The 12,744-nt window shown below is 44.6% G+C and carries 8 protein-coding genes; all 8 read right to left on the minus strand.

From position 1 onward, the window contains the following. Positions 1-250: 250 nt before the first annotated feature. The gene (locus tag ACYVAA_RS10395) at positions 251-1,717 is read right to left on the minus strand and encodes a sulfatase family protein (protein WP_460541274.1); all 1,467 of its coding nucleotides are present in this window, start codon (positions 1,715-1,717) and stop codon (positions 251-253) included. Positions 1,718-1,790: 73 nt separating this feature from the next. After that, positions 1,791-3,185, minus strand: a complete 1,395-nt coding sequence (locus tag ACYVAA_RS10400) for an alpha-L-fucosidase (protein ID WP_460541276.1) — start codon at positions 3,183-3,185, stop codon at positions 1,791-1,793. Between the two features lies 1 nt (position 3,186). Continuing rightward, on the minus strand, positions 3,187-4,221 hold the full coding sequence (locus ACYVAA_RS10405; RefSeq protein ID WP_460541278.1) for a glycoside hydrolase family protein: 1,035 nt from the start codon (positions 4,219-4,221) through the stop codon (positions 3,187-3,189). A gap of 46 nt (positions 4,222-4,267) precedes the next feature. Further along, positions 4,268-5,317: a glycoside hydrolase family protein gene (locus ACYVAA_RS10410; protein WP_460541280.1), complete on the minus strand. Its 1,050-nt coding sequence runs from the start codon at positions 5,315-5,317 to the stop codon at positions 4,268-4,270. 91 nt (positions 5,318-5,408) lie between these two features. Continuing rightward, the gene (locus ACYVAA_RS10415) at positions 5,409-5,855 is read right to left on the minus strand and encodes a hypothetical protein (RefSeq protein ID WP_460541282.1); all 447 of its coding nucleotides are present in this window, start codon (positions 5,853-5,855) and stop codon (positions 5,409-5,411) included. Positions 5,856-5,878: 23 nt separating this feature from the next. Continuing rightward, complete coding sequence (locus ACYVAA_RS10420) at positions 5,879-7,768, minus strand: RagB/SusD family nutrient uptake outer membrane protein (RefSeq protein WP_460541284.1); 1,890 nt, start codon at positions 7,766-7,768, stop codon at positions 5,879-5,881. A gap of 26 nt (positions 7,769-7,794) precedes the next feature. Then, complete coding sequence (locus tag ACYVAA_RS10425) at positions 7,795-11,328, minus strand: SusC/RagA family TonB-linked outer membrane protein (protein ID WP_460541286.1); 3,534 nt, start codon at positions 11,326-11,328, stop codon at positions 7,795-7,797. Between the two features lie 123 nt (positions 11,329-11,451). Continuing rightward, entirely contained in the window at positions 11,452-12,504 is a 1,053-nt protein-coding gene (locus tag ACYVAA_RS10430) for a FecR family protein (protein ID WP_460541288.1), read from the minus strand. Positions 12,505-12,744: the final 240 nt, after the last annotated feature.

The following is a 12,744-nucleotide window of genomic DNA, read 5'->3' on the forward strand; positions in this document are numbered from 1 at the left end:
GTAAAAGCTAAATCCCCCCAAAAGAACCAGGTGACTTACCATCAAAAATCCCCGAAATGATCATTCCGGGGATTTCAAGCATAAAACCCTAATTAAACCCTATTATATGATAACATCAGCAATATATAAAATAATTAGTGCAAAAGCACTAATAAATAAAAAATCCCAAAAGAAAGTCTTTTCCTAATTGCTGCCTTAATTGGTCATGGCCGCTCTACCAAGGGCCCTAACTTCAAACGACCAAGTTCCATTACATACTGATCAACTTTTCCAGGCTTTCCTTAAATTCCCTCACCTTATCGGGATAGCGATCGGCCAGGTTATTTTGCTCAAAGCGATCGGCTGACAGGTCATAAAGTGAAAAGCTCCAAGCACCATCTTTTGGAGACCGATGGGGAATAAATTTCCATTTGCCCGACCGCAGGGCATATTGGCCGGAATAGGTATGATGTACCATTTGTGTTCTGGAAGACCTATCGGAATCTCCGTTTAATAAGGACAAAAAACTCTCTCCGTCCCCCTTGGGCTCTTCTAGTCCCAGAACTTCAGCCGCCGTTGCATAGATATCCATGATGCTGACCAACTCATCGCTGCTGGTATTGGAGCCAACCACACGCGGCCACCTTACAATAAAAGGCACCCTGTGCCCTCCCTCCAAAAGCGATGCCTTATATCCGTTCAGGTCCCCACAGGATTTGTGGCCATAATCATTGCCATCATCACTGGTAGCGGTACCGCCATTGTCACTGGAGATGATCAATAAGGTATTATCCGCTATACCCAACTCATCCAGCTTCTCCATCACCTGCCCCACTGTCCAGTCAAATTCATAAACCATATCCCCTCTTTCCCCGGCCTGACTTTTCCCCTTGGCAAAATCAGCCGGCGTACAGGGACGATGCGGGGCCACAGTCGGAAAATACAGGAAAAAAGGTTTGCCAAGCCGGGCATTTTCCTCAATAAACTGTAAAGACTTTTCGGTCAGCGAAGGCCCGATCTTGGTATCGTCCCAGCCTTCTATCATCCAGCCTTCATGGACTTCACTGGCAGAAATCCCCTCCTTGGTGGACTGCCCTTTCTCCCGCCATACTTTTGGCAGACCATAAGTATAACGGTTTTCAATAAACACATGCGGTTCCATATTATGCCCCGCTCCTGACCCGAAGAAGTAATCAAAACCAAGGTCATTGGGACCTCCATAGGAGGGAGCCATAAAGTTCACCTCCCTGCTGCCTTTTATCCCTTTTTCATGCCAGTCTTTGGCTTCTACGAATCCATACCCCTGATTCTTCAAAAAGTTGATCCCCAGGTGCCACTTCCCTACCGCTGCCGTAGCATAGCCTTGGGAATGAAACATGTCTGCAATGGTCTCTTCGGATTTGTCTATCAAAGGATCATTATAGGTAGACCAAAGTACTTCCCGTTTAAGCTCCGACCTCCAGGCATATTTCCCTGTAATAAAACTGTAGCGCGAAGGCGTACATACAGAGGATGCCGAGTGGGCGTCGGTAAATACCATCCCCTCTTTGGCCAGACGGTTCATATTGGGTGTGGGGATTTTGGAATCAGCGTTATAACACTGCGGATCCCCATAGCCCATATCATCCGCCATGATAAATATCACATTGGGTTTGGAGTCTTGCTGTGCAAGGGACTGAAATCCAAAAAACATTAAAACCAGGGAGGCCACAAAGCCCCTTTGTAGTAAAATCTTCATATCAACAGAAATAATTATTGTTTAACTCGTCAAAAACTTTTTTCGAACATCCGTCTGCTCCTTGTTGGGCCCATTAGCCAAACACTTTAAATCCACGAATTTTGGGTTCCCCAATCGAATGCGTGATCACCAGCCTTATTTCAGCAACTTCCCTACCTTCAAAAATAGCGATATGCTTATGCCCTATAGCACTCCCCTTGTAAAGTTGAGTCCATTTGCCATTTACTTTTCCTTCCAGGACAAACTCACGCACCCGCTCCCCAAAACGAATATCCTCCTCCACCACTACCTGATGGACCGTTGGCTGGTTTTTCAACTTCAACCCCAGTTTGTTTCCTGTCCCGGATAGGCTAGCAATTGGTTCTGCATACCTTCTCCTCACTTCCTCCCCAAACGCTTTCATGCGGCTGGCATCCACTTCAGGTACCAATCCCCTATCATCCGGCGTAATCCCCAAAATCAGGGTACTGTTGTGCCCAACGCTGTTTTCGTACATGTGCATCAATTTCTCCAAAGGATATACATGGGCTTCATCTCCCGGTTCCCAGAACCATTCATGCCTTCCATTATACCCCCTCAATGGGGCATCACTCATGGCGGGCATGTAATAGGTCCCATTGGGATCCCCGGTTTTTAACAGCTGGAAGTTATTGGCGCTAATGATAGCGCGGGCACTTTCCCCCGCCCTGGTAGCCTTAAAAGGAAAGGTACCCCATGAAGGGTAAGGAACAGTTCCTGACTCACTTCCTCCCCAACGGATATCGGCGCGGTCATGGTTATGATAAAAAATGGCACCGGGCTGGTTGCTTTCTACGATACCCTGCACGTCCGGGCCGCCTTCAGCAGGCCCGTAAGCCCCTCCGTCAAACCAGATAATGGCCAGGTCCCCGTAGCGCGAGGTCAGTTCTTCCACCATACCCTCGCACATTTTATTATAATGAGCTTGCCGGTTTTGGGCAAATTGGCCTTCCCCGTTGACTTTAAAATCATGGATACCATAAAAAGAATTCCAGCGGATACCGATATAAATCCCCGGTTGGATGTCATATTTTCTACAGGATTCCACAAAATCCTTGACCACATCCCCTTCACCATCCCGCCATTGCACTGCTTTTAGGCAATAGGGGTTCACATCACTTTGGTAAAGAGCAAATCCTGTCTCATGGGTAGCCGTCAGTATGGCTATTTTCGCTCCCATGTCCTTTGCTGCTTTTATCCATTGATCAGTGTCCAGTTGTGCCGGATTGAAAATATTATAATCTGGGACCGGGGTGATTCGGTTTCTGGCCTGCACATATTTCTGACCGTCAAAGACATGAAGGTCATAATGAAACACAGCCACAAGCTCGGACTCTTGCCAGGCCAGCTGAGCGGGAGAGGGAAGGGGTAGGGTTGGTCTACTTTGGGCAAAGCCATTGGTCAAAGCGATTGAAGCCAAAACCAGAACTGTCATAACTCTATTAAGCATTTTAATCTTTGAATTTAAGGATATAACTTACCGTATAATCTTCCCCAAACACATTTGTGCCTGAAGGCAAATAAAGATATTGGGGCTTGCCCTCTACCATAAGCAATTGAGGTCTTTCAAACTTTGCATAAGGTCGGTTTTTTGGGCCGTAGTGTACTGCTGCCTTCGACATATCAAAAGGAATATAGGCATTGGCACGGTGAAAGCCCTTTTCATACTCACTGAAAGTAATTCCGTCTTCTGATAACCATAGCAAGCCACCACCTTCTTCAATCATTCCATGATTATCTGTGGTCAAAAGAGCGAACTTCCCCTCATACCTAAAAGCATAGCCATCTTCTATGCTTGTGCTGTTAGAGGTAACGGGATACGGGAGCTGAACATAAGGACCTTCCAGGTTTTCCGACAAAGCGAGCCCCATTCTGGCTTTTTCGGATTTAAAATATAAAAAATACCCCCCATTGGGATGCTTTAAAAGGGCTGGGTTATTCACCCCATTACTTGCTTGATAGTTCCAATAATCCGGATTTTTAGGCACATCCAGTATCAATCCGTCTTTGTTGACTTTTCTCCAAGGACCATAAGGGCTATCTGAAATGGCCATTCCTATTTTTTGATTGGAAGGATGTAGTGGACTGCTGGGGTTATCATTGGCGATATATAATAACACATATTTTCCATCCATAAAGTGTATAGCTGGATTATGAGCACCAAATCGATCCCAGGTATCCAAGCCGGTTCCTGCAATAGCCACATCCGAATAAACAAATGGCCCTTCTGGCCCCTCTCCTACATAGTGGGCGATCTCACTTCCTGATCGCCAACCTGGTTCCACTGTATTCCCCTTCCATCTGGCCACGAAAAGATGTAATTTTCCTTCTTTATCCATCACCGGAGAGGTTCCCCAAACCGTATATCCTGGCTCATCAATAGCTATCCCCACATATTCCCAACAGTCCGCAAATGTAACTTTTTGGGCCATTCCCATCTTACACACCAAGAACATAAGTAATAATCCAATAAACTTTCCTGTCATATTTATTCTTGTTATTTTTCTAAACCTATCATCAGAACTGCCGAAATCATTTTGTTAAAGGAATGGTCACTATATAGGAGTCATCACCCTTCTTCACTGCCATTCCCAATACTATGACATCACCATTTTCCTCATAAACAAATGGCCTCTCCATCCTATCCGGTTTGATCACCCCTCCGTTGCTTTGTGGAATGGCCTTTTTCATCACTTCATAATCATGGGCTTTTCCCCAATGTAGACCATCCACAGAGCTAACCAAGCCTAAAAAAGTATGGGCATGAAAAATCCCGTAATACTTTTCCCTTTGCTCATCATACCACAAGGACATATCTTCGGTATCCAAATCACCGATAACAGGCTTAGGCTGAATTACAAAATCCCCGTCCGGCCTATCACTGATGGCTATGGCCTGATTCCTGATAAATTTGGTCTGATTGGGCTTGTCCCCTTTTATTATCAAATAGTATCTTCCATCTTTTCCTCTGTCAATGGCCGGATTTACGGCCAATGTAGTAATTGGTCCAGAAGGCTCTATAAGCGCTTGGTCTTGCCTTACCCAAGGCCCTTCCAATGAATTAGACACTGCAACCCCTGTTCGCATATTGGGCCTAAGTATACCCCAATTTGGGTGACTGGAGCCTTTTAAGCTGGTTTCCATCAAATCCCCTTCCGTATAATCCGCGCGGTTTCCTAGATTAGTTCCTATATAATACAGGTAATATTTCCCCTCGAAATGCTTGATCTTAGGGTTATGTGCGGTAATAGCATCCCAGTGTCCTTTGCCCCTCCCTTGCAACACAGTCTCTTTATACGTCCAAGGCCCCGAAGGATGATCTGAGACGGCATGTGCTATTTCAGAATAGACCAACCAACCTGAGAATCTTGTACTTTTGGGCCACCTTGAATAAAACATATGGTACTGATCATCCTCCCCTTTGACAATCGAACCTCCCCAGTTATAATAACCTTCTGTCTTAAAGATGTTTTCAACACTTACGGGCTGTGTCTTTGTAGACAAAACCACTTCCTTCTGTGCCGTAGCACATCCTACTATCAGCACCAATAAAATGGCTACTGAAATTGACTTAAATTTCATAATGCTCCGATATATAAATTTGAAATCAGGTAGGATCCATTTTTAATGGTCCTACCTGATTTGCTGCTATTAGTCTACAGATCTATTTCTATCAGTCAATAATATTGATGGTCCAATCGTGCGTGGTCCCATCTGCGGAATGCAACCTGTAAACAAAGCTACCAAAAGAAAGGTCTGAAATAACACCACCTTTGGGAGCCCCGTTCAATGGTTCTACCAACTGACTTCTGTGCGTGATCAAAAAACCTGCTTCGGTCAACGCGTCCAATGACGGCACCGTAATGGTCGCGATAAAATTTTCATTGTCTATTTCCAGTGAAGTTCCACTGACAATAACCCTTCTGACCCCAGTAGTTTCTTGGTCGTCACTGTAATATTCTGCAAGGTGGAAATCGTCCCTTAGTTCATGTTGAAAAATCTGTACATTCTGGATAAATGCCTGGTCTCCCCACTGCGCCATATCCATATCTATTCTAGGGTCGCAGGAGATCAATCCTCCTACCAATAGGGCGACAAATATTATAATATATTTTTTCATCTTTTCTGTAGTTTAAATTTCACTTAAAACCAACCTGGATTTTGCTCGAGGGTCACCCCTCCTTTGGTTTGGTAAATTTCTATTTCTTCTGTTCCGATCGGAGACAAGTAATCCCTGGTAGACTCCACAAAACCTCCCGCTCCAGCATTACCAAAGTCAGCATGATTAAAGAAAGGATTGAAATAAGTCCCAGTCTGATCCAATCCATAATTATTGCCTTCTACAATGGCTACATCCGGGATACTTACCCACTGAAAACCTTCTTCCTCTATCAGTCCGTTTTCATTATTCCAGTAAGCTATAAATTCCTGGGCATGGGCACCTAAAGGCTTGAACCCATTGAACACTTCTTCAAGCATGGCCCACCTTCTAAGATCGTCCCATCGAAATCCTTCCAAAGCCAGCTCAATCCGTCTTTCCCTCCTTATTTCGTTGACTATATTGGCTTCCTCGGGATTAAACCCATCCTTGACCGAATAGGAAATCGGCCAGGCATTGATGGCAGCAAGATCCATGTTGGGCATACCAGCCCTTTGCCTGATCAAATTGACACTTTTGTCCAGGTCATCCTGACTTATATTCCCCAAAATAGCCTTGGCCTCCGCATAGTTGAGCAAAGCTTCTGCATATCTCATGATTAAATCAGACGTTTCCCCATTTCTCCACTCCGTCACATCAAACAACACCCCCTTCCATGGCCGATAACCTGTTGGAGAAGGCTGTCTCTGTTGATTTTGGATAATTCCTGGATAACTGGTTTTATAGGCGTGTTGGGATCCCCCTGATGGATCATTAGCCACATCAAATACATCGTAGAAACGAATGCCTTTCTCCTCATCATTTACAGGCCTGGTCCAAATCGTCTGGGACAATCGAGGATCCTTGTTTTGGCCCAAGGACCTCAAACTGCTATCATCATAAGGCAAACTGGAAAGTTCAGCAGGCAGCCCGTCGGCCATTAAAAAGGCATCCACCAGCTGTTTGGTAATGCCCATGCCCGTACCTTCGTTAAAATTCCCGTAGACATTATGCGTCAAGGAAGCCTCTTGACTGAATACACGATAGAAAAATGCCCCAGAAACCCCTTGATAACTTTTATGCTGGAATAACTCCACCAAATCACCTTGGTAAATATTACCTCCCTGATAAGCAATCAATGCTTCCCCGGCCTCCACCGCTGCCTGCAAAAATTCTGTACCATCACTGCCTTCCGCAGCAAATACAGTGCCCTCTGCTCCATGGTAACGCTCCCAGCTGCCTTCAAAAAGCCCTACCCGGGTTTTCAACAATAATGCTGATTCCTTGTTGATCCTCCCGTCGCCTGCAGCGGATTTCCAGGAAAGGTTTGCGATCGCAGAATCCAGATCAGTCATGATCTGCCTTGCCACGGCTACCCTATTATCTCTGGACCGATAAAGTTCCTCACTGTCAATGTTAAGCGACTTTGTAATAATGGGCACCCCTCCATAGTCACTCAACAGGTTAAAATAAATCGTTGCCCTGGTAAAAAACACCTCACCGGTATATTGTCGAGACAGTATATCCCTTGGCACTTTATAGGTATTTTCCAGAAAATAGTTTGCCCTACGGATAAAATTATAATGCCCGTTCCAGCCTACAGAGCCCGGGGCCGCACCCGAAACCCCTCGAGTATTTATTCTACCAGCAGGATCCGCATCCACCAAATTATCTGTTCCGTTTTCTGCACCAAGAACTCTGTTGTTCCCCACAGTCCTCAAGAGCATATTGTTATCATAAAACGCATTGACGTAGCTCTTTAAGTCACTGGAACTATTAAAAAAACCTTCTTCACTGAAACTATCCAGTGGTTGTAAGTTCAGAAAATCATCATCACATGCCGCCATGATAGTACACAAGGCCAGCAACATAAAGTATATATTCAACTTTTTCATCTTCTCCATCTTTTTAGGGTGCATGATTAAAATCCGACATTAAGGCCAAAAGAAACCGTTTGTGAAGTAGGGTACCCGCTTACCCCGCTTCGAATAAGCGTGGGATCCAGCTTAAGCCAGGAGTTGTTATAAATAAATCCTAAGTTCTCAACCGAAGCATTTATGGAAGCCCTTTTCAATCCAATCCGTTGGATAAGTTCCGGGTTAAAGCCATAACTTAAATTGATGTTCTTGATCCTAAGGTTGGAAAGGTCAAAGGCATAATGGTCATTTACCATGTTGACATTCTTTCCGTTTTGATATATCCTAGGGAAGAACGCATCAGGATTGTCCACTGACCAATAGCCCAGCTCATTATGCAAGTCATAAGCCGTTCTGGAAGACCAACCGGTAGTTGAAGCATGGCCCATGGCCCTGTCGTTGTTGACGTAGCGGGTCTCTTGGCCTACCCCATCCAGGAACACGGACAGGTTCCAGCTTTTCCAACCAGCCCTGAGGAACACGCCATATTTGTATCTTGGGTAGTTATAGCCCAACAGTTCTCTGTCTCCTTGGGCAAACCAGTAGCCTCCAGAACCGTTTCCGATAATTCCGTCTCCATCAAGGTCTTTATAAAACACGTCTCCGGGAAAATAAAACCCGTTGCCATTGGCCACCCAGTTGGTAAGGTTTTCATTATTTTGTGCGATGCCTTCAAACCTTTGCCCATATACTTGTCCAAAGACTTCTCCAGGTGTCCAGGTTCCCCCTCTCAATCCAGCTTCATTACCTGGACCGTATTCCACAACATATCCTATATAATCTGATAATACCCCTCTGATTCCATAGCGTAATGGAGCACCGGCAATATTAAAAGCCTCATCCTCCCAGTCCAGGGAGAGTTCCCAACCTCTGGTTTCTGTCACCGCGTTATTTGCACTGGGCACGGCTGTCCCCAGAACCACTGGAAGCTGTTCTGCTACACCCAAAGCATCATAGGTGGTTCTTTGGTACCAATGGTATTCCACTTTCAACTTGCTTTGAAAAAGCCCAGCTTCTACTCCAAACCCAATGGATTGAGGCTTTTCCCAAGTTCTGTCGGACCGTGCCAGTGGTGGAGATACCACATAAGGCTGTCGACCACCTTCCAATATCGACCTGGTGGTGGGACTGGTACCAAAAACAGGCTGGTACGTGTACAAATCCTCGTTATCATTGGTTCCCCCATTTCCATTTACATCCAAGCGCTGGTTACCCAACTTCCCCCAAGAACCTGTCAGTTTGAAAACATTGACAATGTCTTTAACAGGCCAAAAGTCTTCCATGGCCACATTATAACCTGCGGACACGGAGGGGAAAAAGGCCCACCTGTTTTCCTCTGCAAAACGTGAAGAGCCATCGTATCGTCCATTGAAGTCCAACAAATACTTGCTTTGGTAATTGTAGCTTGCGCGCATGTAGACACCTCTTGTCGCCCATTGGAAAAGACGTTCCGTCATAGAGAAACTGTCCCCGTAAGCATTGCTCAGCACAGGAAACTCCTTGCTGTACAAATCCCTTCTGCTGGTGTTGATCGCGTTGAATTTGTTATACTCCTGTTGCGCTCCCAACAGGAAAAGCATATGGTGATCTTGGATGTCCTTCTTATACTCCACATTGAAATCCGCCTGATAGTAATGTCGGTTCGCTTCCCTTCTGTCCAGTTCATTATAGGCCGCAGAACGGGCAGATCTCCTGAACGTACCGTCCCCTTGATCCACCATCACTTCAAATGTGGTCGATCGGTCATTGTTATAAGTGATGTTTCTGGAATACTGGCCACGAATGGTCATTCCCTTCATCGGCTTGATCACCAGGTTGGGCGTCATCCAAAGCTCATCTTCATTGCTTTCAAAATTCCCTTGCAAGCCATCAAATACAGTAAAAGCACTTAACCAGTGGTAATTGCCGTCAGGATTCTTGATAGGGACATTGGGAAAATAACTGATCTGATTCCATAAATTACCGTCAGAGCCCGTCGTACCGGCTGCCCCCCTAAAATTTGGACGGGTGGTTTTAATATTTGAATACCGCACATTCAAGCCTACATTGATCCATTTATTGATATCAGTATCCACTTTCAGCATGGCATTGTACCTGGAAAACTTGTCCAAGTCGGTATTGTAAACTCCTTCCTTAGAATTATAGCCCAAACCCAAATAATAAGTCGTGCTCTGATCCCCACCCTTGATCGTCAAGTTATGCGTGGAATTGACAGAATGATCCTTAAAGGCCGCTCCTACATAGTCGGTATTGCTATGGGCATAGTTATGAGCTTCCCAACGCATATCGTCTTCTGCATTTCCCCCATCCCTTTCGCCAATCCTGCTATTATTGGGGATTTCTCCTGCTATATGCCTTCTGATATTGTCGATGGTCACTTGAGGGTAAAAGCCCGTCACCTGCTGTGAATTGTAAAAAGCATCATTCATATCCAAGGCAAAGTCCAATGCATTTTGAGTGCGGGGTAGCATAAAAGGACTATTAATCTGCACATTGGTCGAATAGTCCACTTGCATGGGACTGCCCTTCTTCCCCTTTTTGGTCGTAATCACAATAACCCCATAAGGGGCACGAGAACCATAAATAGCCGAGGCTGCGGCGTCTTTTAGCACGGAAATAGACTCTACATCATTCGGATTCAAGGTATTGATATCCTGTTCTACTCCATCTACCAGAACCAAAGGGGATTGTGAAGTACCCAAACCGGTAAAACCCCGGATGTTTAAACTGGCTGTGGCGTCAGGTGCGCCTGAATTTAGGCGAATATTAAGACCAGGCACTGAGCCTTCCAGCATCTCCGCCACAGTCCTCACCGGCCTGTTTTCCAGCACCTTTGGATCAACCATTTCCACAGCTGCGGTTAGATTGGACTTCTTTTGTGTACCGTAGCCGACTACTACCACTTCTTCCAAGTCTCCTACATCTTCATCCAAACTCACATTGAGTTCTGAAAGGTTATTGACAGGAACCGTTTTGCTCTGGTATCCTACAAATGAAAATACCAGTGCTGCATTGTCTTCAACAGAGATGGAATACATCCCATCAAGGTCCGTCACAGTGCCGTTTACGGTACCTTTCTCCACCACGGTTACCCCTGGAATAGGCATTCCGTCCGGGGCAGTGACCTTGCCACCTACCTTGATCTGTATCCTAATGGGCGACACGACCTTCTTTTGTTTATTTTCCTTTACGCTGAGTGTGTTGTCCACCTGCTTGAAAGCCAGTTGATGGCTTTTTGCCAAGCTTAGGAGAACCTCCTCCAAAGTCTGGTTATGGGCACTCAGGCTTACCGGAGGAAGGTTTCTTACCAAGTCATCCTTATAAATAAACTTAAACTGGGTCTTGGCTTTGATTTGATCAAAGGCTTCTTTCAAAGAAACCTCCTTCAACTCAAGACTTAGTGAGACCTTACTGATATCCAGTGACTCTTGGGCCTTGGAAGGACCTGCCATCAGCAGGTTCAAAAAAAGCACCTGAAGCACAAAGCCGTATAGGTAGTATTTTCCTATCATACACAGTGCATGTAATGTTTTTTTCATAATTTTGAGTGTTTTGTAGTTAATATCGGACTGTAAAACATCAGCAAATAGCCTAAAGCCTGAGAAACTTGGCTATTTACCAAATCGGGCCAATGAACTTTCATTGGCCTCTTTTGTCAGGTTTTAATCATCGGCATTTTCTTTAAATTTTACGGTTATTTTTTTATGGTCTATTGAATAGTCAAACCCCAAAGTATAGCCAAGGCTTTCCAATACATTTTTCAAGGAGGCATTGTCAAATTCTCCGGATATTTTCTCATCTCTTTGAGGATGGTTTTCCATGTTTATTTCGACAGCATACCAACGCTCCAACAATAGCTTCAGCGCTGAAAATCTAATATTGGTAAAACTCAACACGCCCTTTTTCCACCCCAAAGCAGCGAATGGATCAAATTTACTTCTGTTAATTCCTGCTTTTTGCAAAACCGCTGCTTCCCCAGGCTCCAAAAAAATATCTTTCTCTTCATCCTCTACCCGGTAGACCCTGACCTTCCCTGTGGCCAACTGCACACTTGGTCCATTTTCAGGATAGGCATTGATATTAAAGGAAGTCCCTACCGCCTCGGTCACCATCTCACCGGACTGCACCCTAAAAGGCAAAAGGGTATCATGTGCCACCTCAAAAAAAGCTTCGCCTATCAAAGTGATATTCCTATTTTCCTTTCCAAAATTCTCCAAATAGGAAATTTGGCTGGCCGCATTCAAAAACACCGTGCTGCCATCAGGTAAAAACAACTTTGATTTTTGACCCGCCGGATTTGATTTAACGATTATCTTTTTATCTCTTACCACTTTTTCAGGCTCATCGTTGGTCTGGATTTTCAAAAATGATAGAGATGCCATAAATACTAATAGTAGAACAGCCGCTACCCTCAACCAAGAGTAGTCCCATCCCCCCTTTTCACGTGTTTGAAAAGGCAATTCTTTTTTTGTCTTGCCTTGAATACTTTGCTCAATTCGACCGAACAATCCTTTTTGTTTGACATCCTCCCATGAATCTCCCTGATGGTCCAAGGCTTTAATCACTGCCTTTGCCTGCTGGTACAACTGCCCGTTAAAATCACTGCTCTCCACCCAATCTGTCCACTTCAGATTTTCTTTTGGCTCTCCCTTTTGCACCCACTCCTTAAAAGAAGGGTCAAACAATAAATCTTCTATTTTAGTATAGTATTTCATTTCTTTTGATCAACTGACCTAAAGAGTACAAAAGGCCTAAAATCTCATCGCTCAAAACAAAAAAATTTTATATTTTATTTACCCACCCCTTCAACCTAATAAATCGAACTAACATACTATGAGCAACAGCCATTACACAAAATAAAAATGAAACAATATAATATTCCGAATAAAAAACAGTCAATAAATAGAATCTAAATGGATCATCTGAAATTGAAGCAGACATAAGTCCCTAATAAA

This window comes from Echinicola sediminis (assembly GCF_054777495.1).